Genomic DNA, 25,951 nt, shown 5'->3' with positions numbered 1-25,951 from the left:
CGGCCAGTTCCTATACGCAACATTAAGCATAGTGGCCAGTTCGCCGGCGCCGAAACCCCCTCTTCACCGCGAGCCCCTAGCATTGCCCCTAAATAACTCCAAATAAATCGGGAGAGGTGAGCCATGACCGTGCTCGTCACCGGTGGCGCCGGCTATATCGGAAGTCATACGGTTCATGCGCTGGTTGACGCCGGCGAAAGCGTCGTCGTGATCGACAACCTGTCCACCGGATTTTCGTCACTTTTGCCCCGTCCCGTGCCGCTGTTCATCGGCGACGCCGGGGACGAAAACCTCGTCGAGGGCGTGATCGCCCAGCACCGCGTCGAGAGCATCATTCATTTCGCAGGCTCCGTCGTGGTGCCGGATTCGATGCGCGATCCGCTCGGCTATTACCGCAACAACACCATGACGACCCACAGCCTCTTGAATTCAGCGGTGAAGGCCGGCGTCAGCCGCTTCATCTTTTCGTCAACGGCTGCCGTCTATGGCAATCCGGACCAGGTGCCGGTGCCGGAACATGCGCCGACGCGGCCGATGTCGCCTTACGGCTCATCCAAGCTGATGACTGAAATCATGCTGCATGACGTCGCCGGTGCCCACGACATGAAATACGTCGTGTTGCGCTATTTCAACGTCGCCGGCGCCGATCCGAACGGCCGCTGCGGCCTCTCGACCGTCGGCGCGACGCATCTGCTCAAGATTGCGGTCGAAGCCGCCACCGGACAGCGCGCCAAGGTCGACGTGTACGGAACCGACTACCCGACGCCGGACGGAAGCTGCATTCGCGATTTCATCCATGTCAGCGATCTCGCGGAGGCCCATCGCGCCGCGCTGTCATACCTGCGAGGCGGCGGAAGCTCGATCACGCTGAATTGCGGCTACGGCCGCGGCTATTCGGTGCTGGAAACCGTCGAGGCCGTCCGCCGCGTCTCGATGCGCAATTTCGCGGTTCAATATGCGCCGCGCCGCCCCGGCGACATCGTGACCATGGTTGCCGATACCAGCCGCATTCGTTCGATGCTGGAATGGACGCCGCAATTCGACAATCTCGAAACCATCGCCGGCCACGCGCTGACCTGGGAAAAGCGGCTGTTCAGCGAACGCGGAGGCCTTCCGCAGCGTGCGGAATCGGCCTGAAATCAAGCGCTTATTTGGCTTGAAAAAGCCCCTCTAAGCAGGCAAGGAGGCATCGCAGCAGCCCTGACGCGCCGGGCTATCCAGGCGCCGTCAATGGAACGCGGATGACCGAACTTCCTACAGAAACTCCGAAGAAAATCACCGACGACCCATATGGTGCGGCGATCCTGATTCGGCGCCTCGTCGCTGAACAGGGGCTCGCCTACTGGCGGCGCTATCTGCTCGCCTTTTCGCTGATGGGACTAGCGGCGGTGACAACCGCGGGTTCCGCCTACCTGCTCGGCGAGGTCATCAACAAGGCCTATGTCGACAAGGATGTGCGCGGGATTGCGCTCTTGTCGCTGGTCACCGTCGTCATCTTTACGATCAAGGGTGCGGCGACCTACGGGCACACCGTGATCCTGTCGCAGATCGGCAATGCGATCCTCGCGAATAACCAGCGCCGGCTGTTTGCCAAGCTGATGAGCGAAAACATCGCGTTCTTCTCCGAGCGGCATTCATCGGAATTCCTGGCGCGGCTCACTGCCGGCGCCACCGCCGTGACGCAGGTGCTCAATCTCCTGATCAACGCCATCGGCCGCGATCTGCTGTCGCTGATCGCACTCGTCATCGTCATGGTGATGACCGATCCCCTGATGGCGCTGCTCGGTTTTGCGGTGGCGCCGCCGGCGATGATCGTACTGCGCAAGCTGGTGAAGCGCATCAAGGGTCTTGCACACAACCAGTTCTCCGGCACCGCCGACATCATGGAGACGATGCAGGAATCGCTGCAGGGCATCCGCACCGTGAAAGCCTTTACGCTCGAACAGGCGATGCGCGAACGGATCGACGCCAGCATCGCCGCGGTCGAGCGCAACGCCAACAAGATGGCGCGCGTTTCCAACCGCTCCAGCCCATTGATGGAAACCCTCGGCGGCTTCGCGATCGCGGGTGGCCTGATGTATGGCGGCTATCGCGTAGTCGCGATGGGCGCTTCGCCCGGCCAGTTCTTTTCATTCCTGACCGCGTTCCTATTGGCCTATGAGCCGGCCAAGCGGCTGGCGCGGCTCAACATCGAGCTCAACAGCAACCTGATCGGCGCGCGCAAGTTGCTCGAAATCGTCGACAGCCCACCGAGCGAGCCTGACGACAGTGACAAGCCGACGCTGAAACTCACTGACGCGCAGGTCGAGTTCCGCGACGTGACCTTCGGCTACCGGTCAGGCGAGCCGGTCCTCAATCGCATGAGCTTCGTCGCCGAGCCCGGCAAGACCACCGCGCTGGTCGGCCCGTCCGGCGGCGGCAAGTCAACGGTACTTGCGCTGCTGCTGCGGCTCTACGAGGTGAACCAAGGCGAAATCCTGGTCGACGGCCAGAACATTTCCAGCGTGTCGCGGCGCTCGCTGCGCCGGCAGACCGCCTATGTCGGCCAGGACGTCTATTTGTTCCGCGACACGATCGGCGCCAACATCGCCTTCGGCAAGGAAGGCGCCAGCCAGGACGAGATCGTGGCAGCCGCGAAGGCAGCCTGCGCGCACGATTTCATCATGGGCTTTCCACTCGGCTACGATACGCCGGTCGGCGAACACGGCACGCAGCTATCCGGCGGCCAGCGCCAGCGCATTGCAGTGGCCCGGGCGCTGATCAAGAACGCGCCGATCATCCTGCTGGATGAAGCCACCGCGGCGCTCGATTCCGAATCCGAGAAAGCCGTGCAGGAGGCGATCGAGCATCTTTGCCAGAACCGCACCACCATCGTGATCGCCCACCGCCTGCACACCATCATGCATGCCGATGCCATCCTGGTGGTCGAGGCCGGCGAGATCGTCGAACGGGGCGAGCATGACGATTTGCTGCGCCGCGGCGGGCGCTATGCTTCCTTCTTCCGCCTGCAGCAGCGCGAAGCCGGTCCGCCTAGTCTGGCGCCGATCAGCGCAACCGCGTAAAAGCTAGAGCATGATCCGGAAAAGTGGGCACCGGTTTTCCGAAAAGATCATGCTCAACTAGAAGACTCCGGATTTCCACCGTAACCCGAGACCCTTTTCATGACCGCAGCCTCCTACGTCATATCAGCAGCCCCGCAGCCCACGCTTCCCGTCGTCGGCGAGACCGGCTCCTATCCGGTTCGCCGCATCTGGTGCGTCGGGCGCAACTATCTCGAGCACATCCGCGAGATGGGCAATGACGAGCGCGCGCCGCCGTTCTTCTTCGCCAAGCACGCCGACATGCTGGTTCCCGACGGCGCCACGATTCCCTATCCGCCGCTGACCAAGGACCTGCATCACGAAGTCGAACTGATCGTCGCGATGAAGAGCGGCGGCCTCAACATCCCGGCCGACAAGGCGCTCGATCATGTCTACGGCTACGCCGTCGGTATCGACCTCACCCGCCGCGACCTGCAGATCGCCTCGCGCAAGAAGGAGCGGCCGTGGGAAGTCGGAAAGTCCTTCGACTATTCCGCGCCCTGCTCCGCTATCCAGCCCGCATCCAAGATCGGCCATCCTGCCAAGGGCAAGATCTGGCTGACGGTCAACGGCAAGGAAACGCAGAAGGGCGACCTCACCGAACTGATCTGGAGCGTGCCCGAAATCATCTGGCAGCTCTCGCAGCAGGTGAAACTCGCCGCCGGCGACATCATCATGACCGGCACGCCGGCCGGAGTCTCGCAGCTCAATCCCGGCGACAAGATCGAGTGCGGCGTCGACGGTGTCGGCACGCTGAAGGTGAATATCGGCGAGCCGGAATAGGCCGACGATACTTTCGACAGCAAGAAGCCCCGGATACATCCCGGGGCTTTTTCATTGCAGGAACGCCTGTTTCTACCGCGTCATTGCGTGCTCGCTGAGATAGGCCTGGTAGGCGAGCCGGATGCCGTCCTCGAGCCTCGTGCTGGCGCGCCAGCCGAGTTTTGCCAGGCGGCTGACGTCGAGCAGCTTTCGCGGGGTGCCGTCCGGGCGCGAGGCATCAAAACCGATCTCGCCGCTGTAGCCGACGATCGCCGCGACCACGCGGGCGAATTCGGCGATCGTGATGTCCTCGCCGGTGCCGATGTTGACCAGTTCGCTCTCCGAATAGGTCTTCATCAAATGGATGCAGGCGTCCGCGAGATCATCGACATAGAGGAATTCGCGCCGCGGCGTGCCGGTGCCCCAGACCACGACTTGCTTGGCGCCGGCAACCTTGGCCTCGTGAAAGCGGCGGATCAGCGCGGCGACGACGTGGCTGTATTCGGGATGATAATTGTCGCCGCGGCCATAAAGGTTGGTCGGCATCACGTTGATGAAGTCGGCGCCGTACTGGCTGCGATAGGCCTCCACCATCTTGATCCCGGCGATCTTGGCAATCGCATAGGGCTCGTTGGTCGGCTCCAGCGGGCCGGTCAGCATGGAATCCTCGCGCAGCGGCTGCGGCGCCAGCTTGGGGTAGATGCAGGAGGAGCCCAGGAACATCAGCTTCTCGGCGCCATGGACATGCGCGGCATGGATCACGTTCGAAGCAATCGCCAGATTGTCGTAGAGGAATTCGGCGCGCAGGGTGTTGTTGGCGACGATGCCGCCGACCTTGGCGGCGGCCAGAAACACCATCTGGGGCCGGTTGGCGGCAAACCACGCATTGACCGCGGCCTGGTCGCGCAGATCGACCTCATTGCGGGGCGTCGTCAGCAGCTCGACGTCTTCCCGCGCCAGCCGGCGCACCAGCGCGGCACCGACCATGCCGCGGTGGCCGGCGACGTAGACCGTCTTGCCCTTCAGCTCAAACGGCAGGCTTGCCATTAGCGACCTCCCGCCGCGCTTCGTCGAGATCGTTCGCGACCATTTCCTTGACCATCTGCGCAAACGACGTCTTGGGCTTCCAGCCCAGTTTCTCGCGCGCCTTGCTGGCGTCGCCGACCAGAAGATCGACCTCGGTGGGGCGGAAATAGACCGGATCGATGCGGACCACGGTCTTGCCGGATTTGGCGTCGACGCCGGTCTCGTCGGCGCCCTGGCCGCGCCATTCGATGCGGCGGCCGACTTCGGCGAACGCCAGTTCGACGAACTCGCGCACCGAGCGGGTCTCGCCGGTCGCCAGCACGAAATCGTCCGCCGCATCGGCCTGCAGAATCAGGTGCATGCCCTCGATATAGTCCCGCGCATGGCCCCAGTCGCGCTTGGCCTCGAGATTGCCGAGGTAGAGCGCCTCCTCCAGGCCGACCTCGATGCGGGCGACGCTGCGGGTGATCTTGCGGGTGACAAACGTCTCGCCGCGGATCGGGCTCTCGTGGTTGAACAGGATGCCGTTACTGGCAAACATGCCGTAAGCCTCGCGGTAATTGACCGTGATCCAGTAGCCGTACAGCTTGGCGACGCCGTAAGGCGAGCGCGGGTAGAACGGCGTGGTTTCCTTTTGCGGCACCTCCTGGACCAGGCCGTAGAGCTCCGAGGTCGAGGCCTGATAGAACCGCGTCTCCTTCTCCATGCCGAGGATGCGAATCGCCTCCAGCAGCCGCAGCACGCCGATGGCATCGGCGTTGGCGGTGTATTCCGGGCTTTCGAAGCTGACGCCGACATGGCTCTGGGCGGCAAGGTTGTAGATCTCGGTCGGCCTGATCTGCTGCATCAGCCGGATCAGGTTGGTCGAGTCGGTCATGTCGCCGTAATGCAGCAGGAACGGCACCTTGCGGGAATGCGGGTCCTGGTAGAGGTGGTCGATCCGCGCGGTGTTGAACGAGGACGACCGCCGCTTGATGCCGTGGACTTCATAGCCGAGGCCAAGCAGATATTCGGCCAAGTAGGCGCCGTCCTGCCCAGTGACGCCGGTGATCAGCGCCACGCGACGCTGCAAATCCTGAGCCGCCATATCTTCTCCATACCCGCCCGTCGCGCAGGCCATAGCATTCGACCTGCGCCAAGTCTATCGCCAAAGTCGTTTGAAATCAGGCTCTTAGGTGCCTAATCGCCATGGTGGCGCAAGCGTTCGAGTTCGATGATGGTGACGCCGCCATATTCGAGCCGCAGCATGCCCTCCTTCTCGAGCCGCTTCAGGCACTGGTTGGCGTTTTGCCGCGAAATACCGGAGAGCGCTCCGATTTCCTCCTGCGTGATCTCCAGGTGGCGCGTCATGTCCGGATAGAGAATCGGGTTGAACAGCGACGCGATGGAACGCGCAACGCGGCTGGTTGCATCGAGCGTGCGGCCATGTTCCACCGCTCCGATGAACTGGCCGAGCCGCTCGTTGAGCTGCCGGACCAGAAAGCGGTTGAACGCCACGCTGTTCTCGAACAGCCAGAAGAAGGTGCTGCGGTCCATCAGCGCCAGCCTGGTGTCGCGCAATGCCACCACGTCGTAACGGCGCGGCTCGCCCTTCAGCACCGAGCCTTCGCCGAACCAGGCACCGGCCGTGAGGCCTGCGAAGGTCGCGGCCTTGCCCCCGCTCGACACGGTACTCATCCGGGCAAGACCCGTGACGATGCCGGTCCAGTAGTCGAAGGGATCGCCGCGCATGAAGATATGCTCGTTGGCGCGATAGGATTTCTCGACGATGCCGGCACGGGCGACCTCGATTTCCCGCTCGTTCAGTTCGCGCGACCAGGCCGCGATGCGCTTGAGGTTATCCGCAGCAATCATGATCGCATCGACCGTCACGCCCTATACTTGCTGCACTGCAACAGAAGTGCAGCCCTGGCAAAATTTCCCGACGAATTGTCAGGCAAACGACATTTCAAACTATCGCATTGCCCTAAGGAGGGCCACCTCGGCGGGCGTGCCCATGGCGCTACCAGTTGGGGTGCGGCGTTACCACGCGTGATGCCGGCCGTGATCGGCATCGTTAGTCGGATGGCCGGAAGGTCACTTCGGATGTAAGATTGCGGGTTTAGTTGCGAACGATAGATAAAGAGCGCGGCAAGCGCCTTATCTGGAGGGAATGAGTGGCTCATACGTTGGAAGTGCGCGGCGTGTCGCTGCGCTTCGGTGGCGTCCGTGCGCTGACCGAGGTCTCGTTCGGCGTGAATGAGGGCGAATTGTTCTCGATTATCGGCCCGAACGGCGCCGGCAAGACCTCCATCGTCAATTGCATCTCCGGCCGCTACAAGCCGACCGAAGGCCGGCTATTCTACCGCGGCAAGGATATCACCGGCCTCAATCCGAACGCGCGGCCACAGCTCGGCATCGGCCGCACTTTCCAGAACCTGGCGCTGTTCCACCACATGAGCGTGCTCGACAACATCATGGTCGGGCGGCACCACCTCTTGAAGAACAATTTTATCACCGGCTCGCTTTACTGGCTGGCCGGCGCGCGGCGCGAGGAACTCGAGCACCGCCGCAAGGTGGAGGAGATCATCGACTTCCTTGACCTGCAGTCGGTGCGCAAGGCGACCGCCGGCACCCTGCCCTACGGCCTGCGCAAGCGCGTCGAGCTGGCCCGCGCGATGGCGCTGGAGCCGCAATTGATCCTGCTCGACGAGCCGATGGCCGGCATGAACTTCGAGGAAAAGGAGGACATGGCGCGCTACATCGTCGACCTCAACGAAGAGTTCGGCATGACCGTCATGATGATCGAGCACGACATGGGCGTGGTGATGGATATCTCGCACCGCGTCATGGTGCTGGATTTCGGCCGCAAGATCGCCGAAGGCGATCCCGCCTCCGTTCTCGCCGATCCGCACGTGAAACGCGCCTATCTCGGCGAAGAGGATGAGGTCCTCGTCGACCCCGACGACACGCCGGCGCCTCGGGAGAGCGTGGCATGATGGATTACGCCGGGCGCGCCGCCCTAGCCGATACCTTTCCAAAGCTGCTGCGCCTCAACGCCAGGGAGCACGGCGGCGAGATTGCGCTGCGCGAAAAGGATCTCGGGCTGTGGCGCGTCTTCACCTGGAGCGATTACCAGACCCGCGTCCATGACTTCGCGCTCGGCTTGGTCGAACTGGGTCTTGGGCGCGGCGACGTCATCGGCATCATCGGCGACAATCGCCCGGACTGGGTGGCCGCTGAAATCGCAACCCATGCCATCGGCGCCATGAGCCTGGGTCTTTATCGCGACGTGCTGGACGAGGAAGCGGCCTATCTGCTCAGCTACGGTGAGGCGAAACTGGTGTTTGCCGAGGACGAGGAGCAGGTCGACAAGCTGCTGGCGCTCGCCGATCGCGCGCCCAACCTCAAGCACATCGTCTATTCCGATCCGCGCGGCATGCGGAAATACGACGATCCGCGCCTGATGGAAGCCGGGAAGCTGGCCACGATGGGCCGCGACCGCGCCGCGCGCGAGCCCGGGCTCTACGATCGGTTGGTCGATGCGACGCGCGGCGAGGACGTCGCGATCCTCTGCACCACATCGGGCACCACGGCCAATCCCAAGCTGGCGATGCTGGCGGCTGGCCGCGTCCTCAAACATTGCGCGACCTATCTCGCTTTCGATCCGAAAGGACCGGACGACGAATACGCCTCGGTGCTGCCGCTGCCCTGGATCATGGAACAGGTCTACGCGCTCGGCAAAGGGCTGCTGTGCCGGATGAAGGTCAACTTCGTCGAAGAGCCCGAGACCATGATGCACGATTTCCGCGAGATCGCGCCGACCTTCGTGCTGTTCGCGCCGCGGCTCTGGGAATCGATTGCCGCCGATGTCCGCGCCGGCGTGATGGATTCCTCGCCGTTGAAGCAAAAGCTGTTCGACATCGGAATGAAGACAGGGCTCTCGGCGCTCGCGCAGGGCAAGCATTCGATATTTGCCGATCAGCTCTTGTTCCGCGCGCTGCGCGACCGCCTGGGCTTCACGCGGCTGCGCTCGGCTGCAACCGGCGGCGCGGCCCTCGGGCCTGACACCTTCAAGTTCTTCCAGGCGATGGGCGTGCCCCTGCGCACGCTCTATGGCCAGACCGAATTGCTGGGCGCCTACACGCTGCATCCGGCCGGCAAGGTCGATCCGGATACGACCGGCGTGCCAATGGCTGCAGACATCGAGATCCGCGTCGACAACCCCGACGTCAACGGCGTCGGCGAAATCGTCGTGCGCCACCCCAATATGTTCCTCGGCTATTACAAAAATCCGGAAGCCTCGGCCGCCGACATCAAGGACGGCTGGATGCATTCCGGTGACGCCGGCTACTTCAACGATCAGGGCCAACTCGTCGTCATCGACCGCATCAAGGATCTCGCCGAGACCGCGCGCGGCGAGCGCTTCTCGCCACAATATCTGGAAAACAAGCTAAAATTCTCGCCCTACATCGCCGAGACGGTGGTGCTCGGCGCCGGCCGCGATGCGCTGGCAGCGATGATCTGTATTCGTTACTCGATCATCTCGAAATGGGCGGAGAAGAACCGCATCTCGTTCACGACCTATACCGACCTCTCCTCGCGCTCCGAGGTTTATGCGCTGTTGCGCAAGGAGGTGGAAGGCGTCAACGCCACGCTGCCGCCGGCACAGCGTATTTCTCGCTTCCTGTTGCTCTACAAGGAGCTCGACGCCGACGACGGCGAATTGACCCGTACCCGCAAGGTCCGCCGCAGCGTCATCAACGAAAAATACGCAGAAATCATCGACGCGATCTACGCTGGCAAGAGCGACATTCCGGTCGATACCGTGATCCGCTTCCAGGACGGCACTACCCAGCGCATCCGCACCACGCTGCGGGTCGTCGACCTCGGCGGACCTGCGCCGATGGCGGAGGCCGCGGAATGAAGCTGATGTTTGCCGGTGGCGCCGCAAAGCTGACCGTCATGCGCGGGCTTGACCCGAGCGTCCATCCTCTTCGGAAAAAGTGCTTCTTCAGGCGATGGATCGCCGGGTCAAGCCCGGCGATGACAGCTTGCACGTCTGGTGACTTCGCATGAACACCCAGCTTCTGATCCAGCTTCTCGTCAACGGCCTCGTGGTCGGTACGCTCTATGGCGTGGTCGCGATGTCGTTCGTGCTGATCTACAAGGCGACGCAGGTGGTGAACTTCGCGCAGGGCGAACTGCTGCTGGTCGGCGCCTGGGTATGCTGGTGGCTGCTGACCAGATATCAGGTGCCGTTCTACCTGGGCATGCCGATCACGCTGGTGTTCATGTTCCTGTTCGGCATCGCGATCCAGATCGTCATCCTGCGCCCCATGATCGGCGAGCCGATCATTTCCGTGATCATGGTGACGATCGCGCTCTCGACCGTGTTTTCGGCACTGATGAAATGGATGTTCGGCGTCAATCTGCAGCCGTTCCCGCGCATCTTTCAGACCCAGAACGTCAACATCCTCGGTCTGCAGGTGCAGACCGTCTACCTGATGAGCCTCGCAGTCTCGGTGGCGATGATGGTGGGCATGGCGTGGTTCTTCCGCCTCTCCAAATATGGTCTGGCGATGCGCGCGACCGCGTTTAACCAGCAGGTGGCGCAGTCGCTCGGGATTTCTGTCAAAAGCGTATTCGCGATGGCCTGGGCGATCTCGGCGACCGTCTCCGCCGTCGCCGGCGTGGTGGTGGCCGTCGTCAATGGCGTCTCGGCAGGCCTCTCCGCCTACGGCGTCAAGGTGTTTCCGGCGGCGATCCTCGGTGGTCTCGACAGCGTTGGCGGCGCCGTGCTTGGCGGCATTATCATCGGCCTGTTGGAAAACGTCGCGCACTTTCTCGACAGCGAATATCTGCACTGGGGCAATCTCTACGAGATCGCGCCGTTCTATGCGCTCATCATCATCCTCATGATCAAGCCGTACGGCCTGTTCGGCACCAAAGACATCGAGCGGGTTTAAATCATTATGGCAGGCCAAACCCTCATTCCCGCCGGCGATTTCCGCACCAGCTATGCGGCGGATACCACCGTGTTTCCGACCACGACCAGCCGCAACGCCATGATCGCCGGCATCGTGCTGATTTGTTTTGCGCCACACGTCGTCAACGAATACATCCTCAGCCTGCTGATCCAGATCGGCATCTTCGGCATCGCAGCACTTGGGCTGAACATCGTCGTCGGCTTCACCGGCCAGATCTCGATCGGTCATGCTGCCTTCTTCGGTTTCGGCGCCTTTACCTCGGCCTACCTCTCGAACCGGTTCGGCATTCCCGTCTTCTTCTGCATTCCGCTCGCCGGCGTCGTGACGGCCGCAGTCGGTCTGGTCTTCGGCCTGCCGGCGGCGCGGCTGAAGGGGCTTTATCTCGCGATCGCGACGCTGGCGGCGCAATACATCCTGCTCGACTTCTTTGCCCGCGCCGAATGGTTCACCGGCGGCAGCGTTCCCGCCAGCGCCGAACCGTTCTCGATCTTCGGATACATGCTGCGCGGCGATAAGCAATATTTCTACGTCGTGCTGGCCTACGTCGTCGTCTGCTATCTACTGGTGACGAACCTGATCCGTTCGCGCGACGGACGCGCGCTGGTCGCCGTGCGCGATCATTATCTGTCCGCTGAGATCATGGGCATCAACCTGACCAAGTACCGGACGCTGTCGTTCGGCCTCGCCGCCTTCTTTGCCGGCGTCGGCGGCGCGCTCTATGCGCATTACAATCAGGTGGTCTCCAACGAAGGCTTTGGCATCGATCGCTCGATCATCTTCCTCGCCATGATCATCATCGGCGGGCTCGGTTCGATCATGGGCACGCTGATGGGCACCGCCTTCATGGTGCTGCTGCCGGAATCGATGGAATGGCTCAGCGTCGCGCTCCGCGACAGCCCGATCGATCAATTTCTGGGACTAAAGAACAATATCGCTTTCTTGCGCGAGATGGCCATCGGCCTGATCATCATCATCTTTCTGGTGTTCGAGCCGGATGGACTTGCGCATCGATGGCGGCAGATCAAGGCATACTGGAAACTCTACCCGTTCTCGCATTGAGGTCGGAACGGGACGAACAACGAGAAGACCTCGAGAAGTAACCGGGAGGACTATGTCCATGACGATGAAGACTCTGTTGAGCACAGCCTCGCTTGCTTTGCTGTTGGGTTCTACCGCTGCATCGGCCCAGGCGCCGGTCGCGCTGGGGCATCTCACCGACTATTCAGGACCAACTTCGGACGTCGGAACGCCGTTCGGACAGGGTGTCGCCGACACCTATGCATGGATCAACAAGAGCGGCGGCATCAACGGCGCCAAGGTCAACCTCGATACCGTTGATTACGGCTATCAGGTGCCGCGCGCCATCGCCCAGTACAAGAAATGGTCGGGCGCCGACAAGGTCGCCGCCATTCTCGGCTGGGGCACCGCCGACACCGAAGCGCTGACGGGTTTCCTGGCCCAGGACAAGATCCCGGATATCTCGGCATCCTATGCCGCAGCACTCTCCGATCCGACCGGCGCCGGCGGAAAGGCCAAGCCGGCGCCCTACAACTTCTTCTATGGACCGAGCTATTCGGACGCACTTCGTGGCATGCTGACCTGGGCCGCCGAGGACTGGAAAGCCAAGGGCAAGCCCGGCAAGCCGAAATACGTCCACATGGGCGCCAACCACCCCTATCCGAACGCGCCGAAGGCGGCAGGTGAAGCGATTGCCACCGACCTTGGGTTCGAAGTGCTGTCGCCGATCGTGTTCGCATTGACGCCCGGTGACTACAGCGCGCAGTGCCTGACGCTGAAGAGCTCGGGCGCCAATTACGCCTATCTCGGCAATACCGCGGGCTCCAACATCTCCGTGCTCAACGCCTGCAAGGCCGCCGGCGTCGACGTTCAGTTCCTCGGCAACGTCTGGGGCATGGATGAGAACGCCGCCAAGGCTGCCGGTGCTGCCGCCGACGGCGTGGTGTTTCCGCTGCGCACCGCGATCGCCTGGGGCGGCAATGCGCCCGGCATGAAGACGTTCATGGAAATCTCCAAGATGTCGGACGCGGCCGGTACCGCCTACCGTCCCGTGCATTACCTCGCCGGCGTCTGTACCGCGCTCTACATGAAGGAAGCCGTCGAATGGGCGGCCAAGAACGGCGGCGCCACCGGCGAGAACGTCAAGAAGGGCTTCTACCAGAAGAAGGATTGGGTGCCCGCCGGCGGCGAAGGCATCTGCAACCCCTCGACCTTCACCGAGAAGGATCACCGCGGCACGCTCAAGGTCGATCTGTATCGCATGAAGGTCGCAGGCGCGACCGACGCCCCGCTCAACGAGCTCGTCAAGAACGGCGGCATCAAGATGGAGAAGGTGAAGACGATCGACCTGCCGCGCAAGCCCGAGTGGCTGGGTTGGTGAGGTCGTGGTCGCCGAGAGGCGCTAATGCATTCGGCTGTCGTCCTCCGCGAAAGCGGGGGACCCAGTACGCCGCGGCTTCTCGGTGAATCACAGCCGCCTCTGGAATACTGGATCACCCGCCTTCGCGGGTGATGACAGCGGTTGGTTCCACTGACGATGTCAGGATCAGGGCATGACTGAAACGACTGAAATTGATCGCCCGCGCGCGACGTCTACGACGGGCGCCTCCCCGCTGCTCAGCGTCCACAACATCGAGGTGGTCTATGACAAGGTCATCCTGGTGCTGCGCGGCTTGAGCCTTGAAGTGCCGAAGGGCGCGATCGTGGCGCTGCTCGGCGCCAACGGCGCCGGCAAGTCGACGACGCTGAAGGCGATCTCGGGCCTGCTCAAGACCGAGGACGGCGAAGTGATCCGCGGCGAAATCGTCTTCGACGACGAGCGCATCAACGGCATCGACCCCGACAAGATCGTCCGCCGCGGCATCTTCCAGGTGATGGAAGGCCGCCGCATCATCGCGGACATGACGTCGATCGAAAACCTGAAGCTCGGCGCGTTCACGCGCACCGACAACGAGATCGCCGCCGACATCGACATGGTGTTCAGATATTTCCCGCGGCTCAAGGAGCGTACCGGGCTCGCCGGCTATCTCTCCGGCGGCGAACAGCAGATGCTGGCGATCGGCCGCGCGCTGATGGCGCGCCCCAAGATGATCCTGATGGACGAGCCGTCGATGGGCCTGTCCCCGCTCCTGGTCAAGGAAGTGTTTGGGATCATCAAGGCGATCAACCGCGACCTCGGCGTCACCATCCTGCTGGTGGAGCAGAACGCGCGCGCAGCGCTCTCGGTCGCGAGCCACGGCTACATCATGGAACAGGGCAAGGTGGTGCTCGACGGCACGGCTGACGAATTGCGCGACAACGAGGACGTCAAGGAGTTCTATCTCGGCGGCGCCGGCGACCAGCGCAAGAGTTTCAAGAACCTCAAAAGCTTCAAGCGGCGAAAGCGGTGGCTGTGAACCATAGCGTTTTCGAGCGAAGTGGAGACCGGTTCGCGTGAAGAAAACGCGTCAAAACAAAAGAATCAAATGCTCAGCCGAGCACCTGTTCCGCTTCCGCGACCGCGCAGAGAACATGATAGAACGAAGACGCAGGAATGGTGGCGACCAGCGAGTTGCCGTCGCGGTCGAGTTGGTCGTACCAGCCGCCCGTGACGGGATGGCTGAGATAGTGCCGTTCGAGCCGCGCCAGCGCCGCGCGCGCTTCATCGGCCGCGCCTGCCTCGCCCGCTTCCGCCTGCGCGATCCACGCCTTGGCGATTTCCGTCTGCGGCCACAGACGGCACGTATGCCGCCTGATGTTGCCGCGGGCGTCGCCTTCGTCGATCAGGCAGCCGGTCGCCTCGTCGCGATAGCGCAGCGCTGTTGCCAGCAATTCGCCTCGATAGCGCCCGGTCGGACAGCCGGTGATGCGCTCAAAACCTTTCAGCAGCCACGCCCATTCCGCCTGATGTCCGGGCTCGACGCTGACCGGCTCGATCTTCGACCAGTCCTCCTCGAAATATTCGCCCAGCACCTGCCGCTGCTTGTCGTAGAGGCTGGCCAGAAACAGGCTGAAGAAATTCCCGGCCCTGTTCTGGAACACGAGGTCATGTGTCGCGTCGAACGCCGCGATCATCGCTTCGAACAGATGCATCTGCGGGTTTTGCCGCCGCGGCAGCGATACCGGCAATCCTTCGTGGACCCCACCGTGCGGCGAGCGCAGTTGCGTCTCGGCGAAGTGGCACAGTGCGTCGATCTCGGCGCGGATCTGCGCATCGCGCTCGAGGCCATAGACGGTCGCAAGGGCGAGCAGGACAAAGGCGTGATCGTAGGAATCGCGCAGCGGGTCCAGCACGGACCCATCAGGCTGCAGCGTGTGCACAAAGCCCGGCTTGCCGTCGGGGGCTTTCGCCTTCGCCAGCAGGTGCTCCAGCCCTTTGAGCGCGATCGCGCGCCCCTGCGGATACCAGCCCATCTGCGCCGCCTTGGCGAAGCAATAAATCTGGCGCGCCTGTACAAAAACCCGGCGCGGCGCCAGGCGGTCTGCACGGCCGTCCGGATCGAGCCGATCGATAAAGCCGCCCGCTCTGTCGTCCCACCCCTCGGTCGACCACAGCGGCAGGCAATGATCGACCATGCGAAGCTTCAGCTTGGCGACGATATCGGCCGAATCCAGCGTGTCTGCCGCCGCAGCGGTATCTCTTTCAGCCATTGCGTTCCCTGGAACATCAACACCGGTAGAAGCCGTCTGATAGCACGTCAGAGCCGGCACGCAATCGGCCCTCACCTGAGGCATCAGCCATGACCGACCACTATGACGCCCTTGAAACGCGCGAGCCGGGCATACGCGAGGCGGAGCTGTTTTCAAAGCTTCCGGACGTCCTGCGCAAGGCGCTCGCCGCGCCGGCCTATGCCGAGCGGCTGAAAGGCATCGATCCCGCCGCCGTGACCAGCCGCGCCGCGCTTGCTGAGTTACCTGTGCTACGCAAATCGGAACTCCCTGCCCTGCACAAGGCCGCGCCGCCCTTCGGCGGGTTTGTGGCGGGGTCGCTTGGGTCGTTCGGACGGTTGTTTACCTCGCCGGGACCGATCTTCGAGCCCGAGCCCGTTCACGCCGACCCATGGCGTGGCGCACGGGCGCTGTTCGCGGCGGGCTTTCGGCCCGGCGACGTGGTGCTCAACACCTTCAGTTACCATCTGACGCCGGGCGGCTTCATTTTCGATGCCTCGGCGCGAGCGCTGGGCTGCGCGGTGATTCCGGCCGGCCCCGGCAATACCGAGCAGCAGTTTGAACTGATCGAGGCCTATCGCCCGGTCGGCTATAGCGGCACGCCTGATTTCCTCAAAATCCTGCTCGACGCCGCCGCGAATGCCGGACGTGATGTCTCCTCGATCAAGCGCGCGCTGGTCTCCGGCGCGGCGTTTCCGAAATCACTGCAGGACGAAGTCAAGGCACGCGGCATCGACGCCTATCAGGCGTTCGGCACCGCCGACCTCGGCATGGTCGCGTTCGAGACGCCGGCGCGCGAAGGCATGGTCGTCAACGAGGATCTGATCATGGAGATCGTGCGTCCCGGCACCGGCGATCCGGTGGCGCCCGGCGACGTCGGCGAGATCGTCATCACCTCGCTCGACCCGCAGCATCCCTGGATAAGGCTCGCGCTCGGCGACCTTACCGCGGCGCTGCCGGGAACAAGCCCATGCGGGCGCACCAACATGCGCATCAAGGGCTGGATGGGCCGCGCCGACCAGACCACCAAGATCAAGGGCATGTTCGTCCGCCCCGAGCAGATCGCCGAGATCGGTAAGCGCCATCCGCAGCTCGGACGGCTGCGCCTCGTCGTCACGCGATCCGGCGAGAGCGATGTGATGACACTGAAGGCGGAAACGGCTTCGCCCGGCGAGGCGCTACAGGGCGAACTCGCCGCCACCTTGCGCTCCGTGACGAAGCTTGGCGGCAACATCGAACTGGTCGCGGCGGGCTCGCTGCCGAACGACGGCAAGGTGATCGCGGACGAGCGCACCTGAGCGACTTATCAAGAGGCGGCTGGACAATACCTCCTTATGTTTCAATAACTTACATATTTCATTTTGTGAGTTTGCTCGCATATCTTGCATCGCCGATTTCCTCAACCGTCATGATGAAGGTTCCATGGTATTAAAACACCTCCCGCTACTGTTCCTCCGCGGACATGCCGACCCGCTCTACCAGCACCTCCTCCTCACAGCAGAGAAGAAGTTTTGGCGGTGTGTGCAGACGGGCGAGCCCCCTTCCCTCTTCGGGATCGAAACGCCACGCCCACGGCTCGAAGCTGTGAAGGTTGTGGACATGTCGCCATCGAACTCGTGGGCAGAGCTCGCGGCAACCTACTTGCGCACGCGCGCGGCGCACCAGGATCACGAGATCACCAAAGCGGAACTTAAGAAGCTCGTGCCTGAAGACGCAAAGGAAGCTAGCGGACACGGTATCCGAGCGAAGCGCTCGAAGTCCGGTGCGATCAGTTTTGACCCGATTCAGATGGAGACCTCAAATGCACCAGTCCCAGTGAGCGCATCGGCGCCATTGCGGCGGCGCTTGCCAAAGCGCAGGCTGAGCTGACCAACCCGGAAAAAACCCTGGTTGCGACCATCCGCTCGCCCTTTCCACGCGAGGAGGACCGCACCTTTCGCTACGCCTCTCTTGCTAGCGGCTTGGATATTGTGCGCAAGGCCTTAAGCCAGCAGGAGATTGCAACCATCCAAACCACCCGGATCGAGCCGAGCTCGGGGCAAGTTCGTCTGACCACTCTGCTTGCCCATTCATCCGGCGAATGGATTTCGGCCGACTGGCCGGTATGTGCCGCGAAGGATACTGATGCGCCGCACCGGATGGGGGCGGCCTTGACCTATGCCAGGCGTTACGCTCTGTTCGCACTGGTTGGTATCGCTGGCGAGGACGACTGGGACGCACCTGACGCCTTGCCCGGCCTGCCACAGCCCCGGCCGAATGCGACGCACGCAGCCGACGACAAACGCAATAAGCCCGTTCTGCACCGTCCGCCAACGCTTAGCCAAGATCAGTCCGCCCAGCTGCGGGACAAGATGCTAGGTGAGATCGGCAGCTTAACCACGGAGAATGAGCTACTCGCCTGGGCCAAAGACGGACTACCTCGGAAGAACGCTCTGCTGGAATCAGATGCCCGGTTGATCGAGATCGCCTATCAGCAGAAGCTCGGCGAAGCCGCGCATCCTTCTGAAAGCGTAGCGACCTCACCGGCGGAACCGTCCGTCCCCGGCGTCCTGCAAAATGCGGCGGCGACGCTCGCATTGCCGAAGGAGCCTACGCGCAAGCGAAGCAAGGGGCACCTGTCCTTCGTACGAGGACAGCCTTGCCTGATCTGCCAACAAACCCCGTCGGACCCACACCACCTGAAGTTCGCGCAACAGCGCGCCTTAGGACGCAAGGTCAGCGATGAGTTCACGGTGCCACTCTGCCGCACCCATCACCAAGACTTGCACCGGCACGGCAACGAAAAGGCCTGGTGGGCAAATATGCAGATCGCGCCAATGCCTATTGCCAAGCAGCTGTGGGACGCCAGTCAGACCGGCGGCCAAGAAGGGACCCCGATACTACTAACCCCTCGCACACATCAACGCCCGAGGGGCTCACAACATGAATGCTCCCTTCAATACAGCTCCGACCTTTGCACTACCCGCGGAGTTGGACTCACTATCGCCCCCTCCTTTGCTGCTGCCGGGTGAATCACTCGCTCCTACACTCGAAAGAACGTTGACATGCGATGGTGACGAGACTGGTACGATCCGTGCGAGAGCCAGTGGATCGAGATATCGGTTTGCCAGGGGCTCCGGCAACCCGTATAAAACGCCGCGACTTTCCGCCAATCCCCACGATTTCCGGCCTGTTTTCGCCAGCCGACCTGACGCCGTTCCAATGACCAACGCCCGCACTTTGGTGCTGATTCCCAGCCGCATGGCGGCGACCCGCCTGCCCGGAAAACCACTCCTGGATATCGGCGGCCTGCCGATGATCGTCCATGTATTGCGGCGGGCGGAAGAAGCCCGGATCGGCCGGGTGGCGGTCGCCACCGACACGCCCGAGATCGCGGCCGCCGTGAGATCCCATGGCGGCGAGGTGGTGATGACGCGGCCTGACCATCCCTCCGGCTCGGACCGGATCTATGAGGCGCTCAGCGCCATCGATCCCACGGGCCAGACCGAAATCGTGGTCAATCTGCAGGGCGATTTCCCGACCATTTCGCCTGTCAATATCAGGGACGTGCTGCCGCCGCTGGCCGACCCCGCCGTCGATATCGCGACCCTGGCGGCCCAGATCCACACCGAGGAAGAGAGCACTAATCCCAACGTGGTGAAGGCGGTTGGCTCGCCGATCGGCGATCGGCGCTTGCGCGCGCTCTATTTCACCCGCGCCACGGCGCCTTGGGGCGACGGGCCGCGCTACCATCACATCGGGCTTTATGCTTATCGCCGCGCAGCCCTGGATCGCTTCGTGCGGCTGTCGCCCTCTCTGCTGGAGAGGCAGGAAAGACTGGAGCAACTGCGGGCGCTCGAGGCCGGCATGCGGATCGACGTCACCATCGTCGACGCAGTGCCCCGCGGCGTAGACACCCCGACCGATCTTGAAATCGCCCGCCAGACACTGGCGAAATCTCAATCCGCCTGTCTTGATGTAGCGGCGGTCCGCTAACGTTTTCTTCCTCTGGTCTTGCTCTCCGTCGTCGCCCTCCCCTCACGATCACGAGAACCAGTCCAAACAGGGCTGACGAACGGGATGCAATCCTGGTCGAGTAGGGCTTGCTTTCAATTTCGTTTCAGCAGGCTATTGAGATAGGCGCCGTATTCGCTTGCCAAAATCGGTTGCACAAGCGTCTCTAGTTGGGCGTCATCGATCAACCCAAATCGCCACGCGGTCTCTTCAGGACTGCCAATCTTCAATCCCTGTCGATGTTCGATCGTGCGGATGAACTCAGAGGCTTCAAGCAATGAATCATGCGTTCCAGTGTCGAACCAAGCGAAGCCACGCCCAAGAACCTCGGCGTGAAGATCGCCCGCTTCCAGATATGCGATATTGACATCCGTGATTTCAATTTCACCCCGCGCCGAGGGCCTCAGCTTCGCTGCGATATCGACCACGCGGTTGTCATAAAAATAGAGCCCAGTGACGGCCATGTTGCTGGGAGAGACTTTCGGCTTTTCAATCAACGCCGCGATGCGCCCACTGGCATCTAATGTAGCAATTCCATATCGCTCCGGGGTAGCAACGGGATGCACAAAAACCGTCGCCCCATTCTTGCGAGCCGCGGCTTGTCCAACGGCATCGGGCAAGCCGTGGCCAAAGAACAGATTGTCACCAAGCACTAGCGCAACGCCATCTTCACCGATGAAATCGCGACCGACAATGAAAGCGTCCGCGAGGCCGCGCGGACGATCCTGCTCGGCGAATGACAAACGAATGCCCCATTTCTGGCTGCCCCGAAACAACTCCTTGAAGCGCGGCAGATCATGGGGCGTACTGATCAGCAAAATGTCACGGATGCCGGCCATCATGAGCACCGTCAGCGGGTAGTAAATCATCGGCTTGTTGTAAACCGGAAGCAACTGCTTTGAGACTCCGAGCGTTACCGGATAAAGCCGTGTGCCGGCACCGCCCGCAAGAATAACACCCTTCATGTCCCGCTCCGTTGTTGTTCTGATAGATCATTATGAAGACCGCTCAGGATATCATCCAGCGCGCGCTCCCAGGGCCGTAAGGCGACGCCGTAAACTTGAAAAACCCGGCCGCAGTTAAGTATCGAATAGATCGGCCGCGCTGCGGGCGTCGGATATTCCGCTGTCGTTATGGCATCGAGCCGCGGCGCGGTGCGGCCGCTCGCGACAAGCCAGGCAAAGACGTGGGCAGCGACACTGTGCCAAGTGGTGGCTCCTGAGTTCGTCAGATGAAACGTCCCGAACGCGTCGCGACCTTCGGACAGCCCGGTGATGATCGCGAAGATGGCTCCTGCCAAATCACCGGCGGAGGTGGGCGTTCCCCACTGATCGGCCACCACACGAACAAGTTCCCGTTCGCCTGCGAGCCGCAGCATCGTCTTGACAAAGTTCGATCCATGTGTGCCGCAGACCCATGCGGTCCGAAGGATAATGTGGCGTTCGCACCCTATGGTCACCAGCCGTTCGCCGGCCTGCTTGCTGCGTCCGTACACGCTGAGTGGATTGACCGGATCGTCCTCGACGTAGGGCTCGCGTTTGCGGCCGTCGAACACGTAATCCGTGGAGATATGAATCAATGTCGATCCCTGCGACTGAGCAACTTGCGCAAGGTTACCCGCGCCCTGCCCGTTAACGGCAAACGCGCGCTCCGCTTCGGATTCCGCCTTGTCGACAGCCGTATAGGCCGCGGCGTTGATAATGACCGAAGGTCGAAGCCTGTCGATTGCAACGCGAACAGCGGCAGCATCGCTGATATCGACATCCTCGTGCGTGAAGCCAACGACAGGCAAGCCGATCGACGGTTGCCTCAGCAGTTCGCGGCCAACCTGCCCCGCCGCGCCAAAAACGGCTACCGGTCCGACAAGACGACTCATGGTGTTGCGGCGGACTCGAGCACGCCTAGCCGCGCGTTGTCGTATCCCCGCGCGCGAACCCGCTCACACCAGTCATGGTTAGCCAGATACCATTTCACCGTGCGACGCAATCCCGACGTGAGGGTTTCGAGGGGCTTCCATCCCAGTTCGCGGCGGATTTTGTTGCAATCGATGGCGTAGCGAAGATCGTGCCCCGGACGATCGCTAACGAAAGAGATCAGATCGGCATGGTTCCGGTGCAGCCGATTGGGGATCAGATCGTCGAGGATCGAGCACAACGACCGAACCAAGTCGATGTTCGTGCTCTCGGCGTTGCCGCCTATGTTGTATTTTTCTCCGGGGCGTGCGCGGTTAAGGACAAGCCAAAGCGCCCGTGCATGATCGTCGACAAACAGCCAATCCCGTACATTCATTCCGGTGCCATAAACAGGCAACGGCCGACCACGCATGGCGTTGGTGACCATCAGTGGAATCAGCTTTTCGGGATGCTGATAAGGTCCATAATTGTTGGAGCAATTTGACATCACCACCGGCAGACCGAACGTATGATGCCAGGCTCGAGCCAGGTGATCCGCCGAGGCCTTGCTCGCGGAGTAAGGCGAGTTCGGAGCGTAAGGTGAGTCCTCGCCAAATGCACCTTCCGCTCCGAGCGTTCCGAAGACCTCATCGGTTGAGACGTGATGGAAACGGAAATGCTCCCGGCGCGCCGGCGGCAACCGCTCGAAATATCGACGCGTTGCCTGAAGGAGCTTAAACGTCCCGACGATATTGGTCTCGACGAACGCCTCGGGGCCGTCGATCGATCGATCGACGTGCGATTCTGCGGCGAGATGCATCACGGCGTCCGGCTGCTGCTCACGAAAGATACGGTCGATGGTCTCTGAGTCACAAATGTCGGTATGCTCGAAGCGATAACGATTGCTCGCCGTAAGCGACGCAACTGCTTCGGGCGATGCGGCATACGTCAGCCTGTCGATATTAACAACCTCTGCGTCAGTGTCCTCGATCAGAAGCCTGCATACGGCAGAGCCTATGAATCCTGCGCCCCCTGTGACCAGTATTTTCATGAGATTCAATTGCGATAAACGAAGGGATCAGCTAGATCGCGAAAGCGCGGTAACGCCAGGTCTTTTTCGGTAATCACAGCAGCGTCAGCTTCAACCGGCCATTTTATGCCAAGATCTGGATCGTTCCATAACACACCACTATCGAGCTTCGGGGCATATGGCGCGGAGACTTTGTAAAGCACTGACGTATCGGGCTCGAGCGTGCAAAAGCCATGAGCGAAGCCTTCGGGGACATAGAGTTGGCTCCACGAATCGCGGCTCAACTCCACCGCGACATGGCGGCCATAAGTTGGCGAACCCCGTCGGCAATCCACAACCACATCCAGAATTCGTCCTGCGAAAACCATCACGAGCTTGGCCTGAGCGGCCGGCGGAAGCTGGAAATGCAGCCCGCGAACAGTGCCCCTGGCGAGAGAGAAAGAATAGTTGTCCTGAACGAAATTCGTCATGACACCGGCTTCGCGCAACGCCGCGCTGTTATAAGTCTCGGAGAAAAATCCTCGCTTGTCGGCATGCCGACGAAGACCAAGGAGTTTCACGTCAGGAACTTCAAGCGTCGCAATTTCCATCACGAAGACAGCCTCAGCGGTTGCAATACTCCGATTGACGGAAAGCACAACTTTCGTTTATCACCAAACCCTTGAACGGGATCAACTCCGCCGCCGGGCTCCCAGATTCTCGAAGGACCGGGGCGGCAGCGGCATGCCGGGCCCGCGCTTCCGACCGACGAACTAACCCATTCCGCTGTCCGAATCAACAGAGTCCAATGAAAAGCCAACTCCGCCGGGTCATAGTCGGCAACGTCGCGTACGCTGTTGAAATCGATCCCGCATATCCGCTGACGGCGGGATGGCAAGTCAGTCTACAAGAGGCCTGTCGCGCCCATCCCGCCGCACTGGTTTGGGACGACCTTATCGTCAAGAAACGGCGGGGGTTTCGTCCCGAGGCGTTTCGGCTCGTGTGGCCAAGGCCAGACAAGCTTTTCTATCAGCAGGTCAATCACGCCGGGCGTTGTGCGGTTCGCGCAGACTTTGTCGGAGATGAAGCGCCGGGAGCCACGTCGCGGGCGCTATTGAGAATCATCGATGAGGAGCGGCCTATCGCATTCTGCTCCGACATTCTTCGCTTCACCCGCTCCGTCAAATCGTCAGTCTACAATCCGATCGCGCCGCCCCCCGCACCGTCCGCACGGGCCGATAAGATATCGGTGATCATCAATTATCGCGATCAGCCGGAGCTGATGGAAGCATGCCTGGAGAGTCTTGCGAGTCAGAGGTTGCGCAGCCGGCTCGAAGTGCTGTTGATCGACAATCAATCGTCCCCCGACAGTCTTGCGCGCATTGCATCTTCAGCGACACGTCTGCTGTCGGCCAAAGCGGAGGTTTGCCATATCCGCTACGACAAGCCGTTCAATAAATCGGCGCAGGATAATCTGGGCGTAGAGACCGCTTCGGGCGACGTGACGGTGATGATGAACAACGATGCCGCCTTCACTCATCTCGATGCGCTGCAAACTATCTCCGATTGGGCCGCCACTCCCGGCGTGGCTTCAGCCGGTCCATTGTTCACCGGCGAAGGCGGACGCCTGGTTTCGTCGGGCGTATTTATACGGCCGGCGCAGAAGAGCAGCCACACCATCATTCGAGAAAATGAACTCGTCACGTTTGCGTCGACCGTTCATTACTCCGCCGGAAGCAGTTTCGGATGCGCTGCTGTTTCCAAGGCGGCTTGGGCCAGCGTCGGCCCTCTCGACACCGAAACCTTCCGCTCGCAATACAACGATGCCGATGTTTTCATTCGCGCGCTACGGTTGGGACTGAAGCACGTGTATGTCGGCTCGGTCACCTGCCATCATGAACCCGGCCGCTCGGAAGCGCGCACCAAGCAGCTTATACAGAATCTCCTGAGGCAACTGATGGAACGTCATCCGGATGCCGCCCAATACGCCGGTACGGATCCCGATCTGATCAAGTATGGGGCTCTCCCGCAATTTGAGAGTGCCAGGGCGAATGCCTGGATGACACTTGTTCACAAGACACGGCAATTGGGCCGCTTGGCTCGCACAATTGGCGGCCGGACTTAACCCGTGGTCTTCAGCTCCGTCACGTTTCTGTTTTACTTCCTGCCGCTCCTGCTTCTCGCCGTGGCATTCACGCGCTCGGTGTCCGCGAGCAATATGGTACTTCTTGTTTTCAGCGTCGCTTTTTATGCCTACGGCGAATTCGACAAGGCATACATCGTCTTCCTTGTCATAGTCGTCAGCTTCCTGTCGGGCCTCGCGATGCAGGAAGCAAGCCTGTCTCGCAGACGCGCGGCATTGGTGGCGGGCATAGCGATCAATCTTACAATCCTGGGCTATTATAAATACTCCGGCTTCGTGCTGACTAACCTGTCGGAAGTTGTTTCGCTTCCGTTCGTTGTGAGTCACGTCCAACTTCCGCTAGGCATTTCGTTCTTTGTCTTTCATGCGATTTCCTACATCGTCGACATCCACCGGAAGGTGGCACCCGCACAACGTCGGTTCCATGTCTTTACGCTCTACATTGTTTTCTTCCCTCAGCTCATTGCGGGTCCGATCGTTCGTTACCATGAGATCGCGGAACAATTTCTGACCCGGCGGATGAGCTGGCAGGATTTCAGCATCGGCGCTTCACGATTTGTGATCGGGCTGGGCAAGAAGACGCTGATCGCAAACCCACTCGCGGTCCCGGTCGATCAGATTTTTGGATTGCAGCAGTCGCAGCTCAGTTTCGAATTGGCGTGGCTGGGTGCTATACTATACGCGCTTCAGCTTTACTTCGACTTTTCCGGATATAGCGACATGGCGATCGGCCTCGCGCGCATGTTCGGATTTCGTTTCCCGGAGAACTTCAACTATCCTTACGTCGCGCAGTCGATCCAGGAATTCTGGAGGCGCTGGCACATATCTCTTTCAAACTGGTTTCGGGACTATCTCTACGTTCCCTTGGGAGGCAACAGGGTATCGCCCGGGCGTACTTACCTGAACCTGCTGATTGTTTTCTTCCTGTGCGGACTTTGGCACGGAGCCTCCTGGAATTTCGTCGTCTGGGGCCTTTGGCACGGACTTTTTCTCATTCTGGAGCGATCATTCTTGTCGGCCGTGTTGCAGCGTACCTGGCGCGGACTGCGTCACGGCTATGCGATGCTGGTCGTCTTGATCGGATGGGTGTTCTTCCGGGCGGACGATCTGCCGCAGGCCTTCAGTCTGATCTCCCACATGTTCAACTTCGCAGAGTTCCGAGGAAACCTGTATCCGCTGGAGGCCTATTTCACCACCGAGATCCTGGTCTTGACGCTGCTGGCCATCGTGTTCAGCGCGCCCCTCGTTCCCTATATGTCCGCGGCGATCGAGCGCTTGCGGCAAGTTTCGCGGCTATCCTGGGGTGTCGCTCGTGCGGCGCAGGTGGCCTTGTCGATATCCTGCTTCGTGCTGTCGAGCATGGCGGTAACTGCCCAAACCCATAATCCATTTCTTTACTTCCGGTTCTGAAC

At 61.4% G+C, this 25,951-nt stretch carries 23 protein-coding genes and 1 pseudogene; 16 read left to right on the top strand and 8 right to left on the bottom strand.

The annotated features are described in order from the left end of the window. Nucleotides 1–123 precede the first annotated feature (123 nt). The 3 genes from galE to V1278_RS15955 all read left to right on the top strand — a co-directional run bounded on the left by galE (nucleotide 124) and on the right by V1278_RS15955 (nucleotide 3,863). A complete protein-coding gene (gene galE, locus V1278_RS15965) occupies nucleotides 124–1,137 on the top strand; it encodes a UDP-glucose 4-epimerase GalE (protein WP_334381477.1) in 1,014 nt (337 codons plus the stop codon). Between the two features lie 104 nt (nucleotides 1,138–1,241). After that, the gene (locus V1278_RS15960) at nucleotides 1,242–3,062 is read left to right on the top strand and encodes an ABC transporter ATP-binding protein (protein WP_334381476.1); all 1,821 of its coding nucleotides are present in this window, start codon (nucleotides 1,242–1,244) and stop codon (nucleotides 3,060–3,062) included. 99 nt (nucleotides 3,063–3,161) lie between these two features. Further along, a complete protein-coding gene (locus V1278_RS15955; protein WP_334381475.1) occupies nucleotides 3,162–3,863 on the top strand; it encodes a fumarylacetoacetate hydrolase family protein in 702 nt (233 codons plus the stop codon). 72 nt (nucleotides 3,864–3,935) lie between these two features. Here the strand turns inward: V1278_RS15955 and fcl are convergent, their stop codons facing one another. From fcl to V1278_RS15940, 3 genes are all read right to left on the bottom strand, one after another. Continuing rightward, nucleotides 3,936–4,889 carry a GDP-L-fucose synthase gene (gene fcl / locus V1278_RS15950; protein WP_334381474.1) on the bottom strand — a complete coding sequence of 318 codons (954 nt, stop codon included), beginning with the start codon at nucleotides 4,887–4,889 and terminating at the stop codon, nucleotides 3,936–3,938. Further along, complete coding sequence (gene gmd / locus V1278_RS15945; protein ID WP_334381473.1) at nucleotides 4,870–5,955, bottom strand: GDP-mannose 4,6-dehydratase; 1,086 nt, start codon at nucleotides 5,953–5,955, stop codon at nucleotides 4,870–4,872. The genes fcl and gmd overlap by 20 nt, the downstream gene beginning before the upstream one ends. A gap of 92 nt (nucleotides 5,956–6,047) precedes the next feature. Next, complete coding sequence (locus V1278_RS15940; protein ID WP_334381472.1) at nucleotides 6,048–6,722, bottom strand: Crp/Fnr family transcriptional regulator; 675 nt, start codon at nucleotides 6,720–6,722, stop codon at nucleotides 6,048–6,050. 302 nt (nucleotides 6,723–7,024) lie between these two features. Here V1278_RS15940 and V1278_RS15935 point away from each other — a divergent pair, with 302 nt between their 5' ends. From V1278_RS15935 to V1278_RS15905, 7 genes are all read left to right on the top strand, one after another. Next, nucleotides 7,025–7,846 (top strand): ABC transporter ATP-binding protein, encoded by an 822-nt coding sequence (locus tag V1278_RS15935; RefSeq protein ID WP_334381471.1) that lies wholly within the window; start codon nucleotides 7,025–7,027, stop codon nucleotides 7,844–7,846. Beyond that, entirely contained in the window at nucleotides 7,843–9,774 is a 1,932-nt protein-coding gene (locus V1278_RS15930; RefSeq protein WP_334381470.1) for a long-chain fatty acid--CoA ligase, read from the top strand. Before V1278_RS15935 ends, V1278_RS15930 begins: the two co-directional genes overlap by 4 nt. Then, nucleotides 9,771–9,926: a hypothetical protein gene (locus V1278_RS15925; RefSeq protein ID WP_334381469.1), complete on the top strand. Its 156-nt coding sequence runs from the start codon at nucleotides 9,771–9,773 to the stop codon at nucleotides 9,924–9,926. The genes V1278_RS15930 and V1278_RS15925 overlap by 4 nt, the downstream gene beginning before the upstream one ends. Next, entirely contained in the window at nucleotides 9,923–10,816 is an 894-nt protein-coding gene (locus tag V1278_RS15920; RefSeq protein ID WP_334381468.1) for a branched-chain amino acid ABC transporter permease, read from the top strand. Before V1278_RS15925 ends, V1278_RS15920 begins: the two co-directional genes overlap by 4 nt. Nucleotides 10,817–10,822: 6 nt before the next feature. Further along, the gene (locus tag V1278_RS15915) at nucleotides 10,823–11,896 is read left to right on the top strand and encodes a branched-chain amino acid ABC transporter permease (protein ID WP_028351615.1); all 1,074 of its coding nucleotides are present in this window, start codon (nucleotides 10,823–10,825) and stop codon (nucleotides 11,894–11,896) included. A gap of 58 nt (nucleotides 11,897–11,954) precedes the next feature. Further along, nucleotides 11,955–13,235, top strand: a complete 1,281-nt coding sequence (locus tag V1278_RS15910; protein ID WP_334381467.1) for an ABC transporter substrate-binding protein — start codon at nucleotides 11,955–11,957, stop codon at nucleotides 13,233–13,235. Between the two features lie 172 nt (nucleotides 13,236–13,407). Further along, complete coding sequence (locus V1278_RS15905; protein WP_334381466.1) at nucleotides 13,408–14,250, top strand: ABC transporter ATP-binding protein; 843 nt, start codon at nucleotides 13,408–13,410, stop codon at nucleotides 14,248–14,250. Between the two features lie 73 nt (nucleotides 14,251–14,323). Here V1278_RS15905 and V1278_RS15900 read toward each other — a convergent pair whose 3' ends face one another. Further along, nucleotides 14,324–15,484, bottom strand: coding sequence for an AGE family epimerase/isomerase (locus V1278_RS15900; protein ID WP_334381465.1), 1,161 nt, complete (start codon nucleotides 15,482–15,484; stop codon nucleotides 14,324–14,326). Between the two features lie 89 nt (nucleotides 15,485–15,573). Here V1278_RS15900 and V1278_RS15895 point away from each other — a divergent pair, with 89 nt between their 5' ends. The 4 genes and pseudogenes from V1278_RS15895 to V1278_RS15880 all read left to right on the top strand — a co-directional run bounded on the left by V1278_RS15895 (nucleotide 15,574) and on the right by V1278_RS15880 (nucleotide 19,477). Continuing rightward, the gene (locus V1278_RS15895; RefSeq protein WP_334381464.1) at nucleotides 15,574–16,800 is read left to right on the top strand and encodes a phenylacetate--CoA ligase family protein; all 1,227 of its coding nucleotides are present in this window, start codon (nucleotides 15,574–15,576) and stop codon (nucleotides 16,798–16,800) included. Nucleotides 16,801–16,963: 163 nt separating this feature from the next. Continuing rightward, nucleotides 16,964–17,371 (top strand): annotated as a pseudogene (locus V1278_RS15890) (hypothetical protein); the annotation flags it as partial. Beyond that, nucleotides 17,326–18,513: an ERF family protein gene (locus V1278_RS15885; protein ID WP_334384188.1), complete on the top strand. Its 1,188-nt coding sequence runs from the start codon at nucleotides 17,326–17,328 to the stop codon at nucleotides 18,511–18,513. The pseudogene V1278_RS15890 and the gene V1278_RS15885, both read left to right, overlap by 46 nt. Before the next feature lie 190 nt (nucleotides 18,514–18,703). Beyond that, a complete protein-coding gene (locus V1278_RS15880; RefSeq protein ID WP_334381462.1) occupies nucleotides 18,704–19,477 on the top strand; it encodes a 3-deoxy-manno-octulosonate cytidylyltransferase in 774 nt (257 codons plus the stop codon). A gap of 113 nt (nucleotides 19,478–19,590) precedes the next feature. On the opposite strand, the gene rfbA is transcribed toward V1278_RS15880, so the two are convergent. The 4 genes from rfbA to rfbC are packed head-to-tail and all read right to left on the bottom strand — an operon-like array spanning nucleotide 19,591 to nucleotide 23,007. After that, on the bottom strand, nucleotides 19,591–20,460 hold the full coding sequence (gene rfbA / locus V1278_RS15875) for a glucose-1-phosphate thymidylyltransferase RfbA (RefSeq protein WP_334381461.1): 870 nt from the start codon (nucleotides 20,458–20,460) through the stop codon (nucleotides 19,591–19,593). Further along, nucleotides 20,457–21,371 carry a dTDP-4-dehydrorhamnose reductase gene (gene rfbD, locus V1278_RS15870; RefSeq protein WP_334381459.1) on the bottom strand — a complete coding sequence of 305 codons (915 nt, stop codon included), beginning with the start codon at nucleotides 21,369–21,371 and terminating at the stop codon, nucleotides 20,457–20,459. Before rfbD ends, rfbA begins: the two co-directional genes overlap by 4 nt. Then, the gene (rfbB, locus tag V1278_RS15865) at nucleotides 21,368–22,438 is read right to left on the bottom strand and encodes a dTDP-glucose 4,6-dehydratase (protein WP_334381458.1); all 1,071 of its coding nucleotides are present in this window, start codon (nucleotides 22,436–22,438) and stop codon (nucleotides 21,368–21,370) included. The genes rfbD and rfbB overlap by 4 nt, the downstream gene beginning before the upstream one ends. Before the next feature lie 5 nt (nucleotides 22,439–22,443). After that, entirely contained in the window at nucleotides 22,444–23,007 is a 564-nt protein-coding gene (rfbC, locus tag V1278_RS15860; protein WP_334384187.1) for a dTDP-4-dehydrorhamnose 3,5-epimerase, read from the bottom strand. 197 nt (nucleotides 23,008–23,204) lie between these two features. Between rfbC and V1278_RS15855 the strand changes: the two genes are divergently transcribed. After that, entirely contained in the window at nucleotides 23,205–24,521 is a 1,317-nt protein-coding gene (locus V1278_RS15855) for a glycosyltransferase family 2 protein (RefSeq protein ID WP_334381457.1), read from the top strand. Nucleotides 24,522–24,581: 60 nt separating this feature from the next. Next, nucleotides 24,582–25,949 carry an MBOAT family O-acyltransferase gene (locus V1278_RS15850; RefSeq protein WP_334381456.1) on the top strand — a complete coding sequence of 456 codons (1,368 nt, stop codon included), beginning with the start codon at nucleotides 24,582–24,584 and terminating at the stop codon, nucleotides 25,947–25,949. The last annotated feature ends 2 nt before the right edge of the window (nucleotides 25,950–25,951 follow it).

Source organism: Bradyrhizobium sp. AZCC 1577 (genome assembly GCF_036924575.1).
Lineage (GTDB): Bacteria > Pseudomonadota > Alphaproteobacteria > Rhizobiales > Xanthobacteraceae > Bradyrhizobium.
This window is presented reverse-complemented; position numbering and strand designations above follow the sequence as displayed.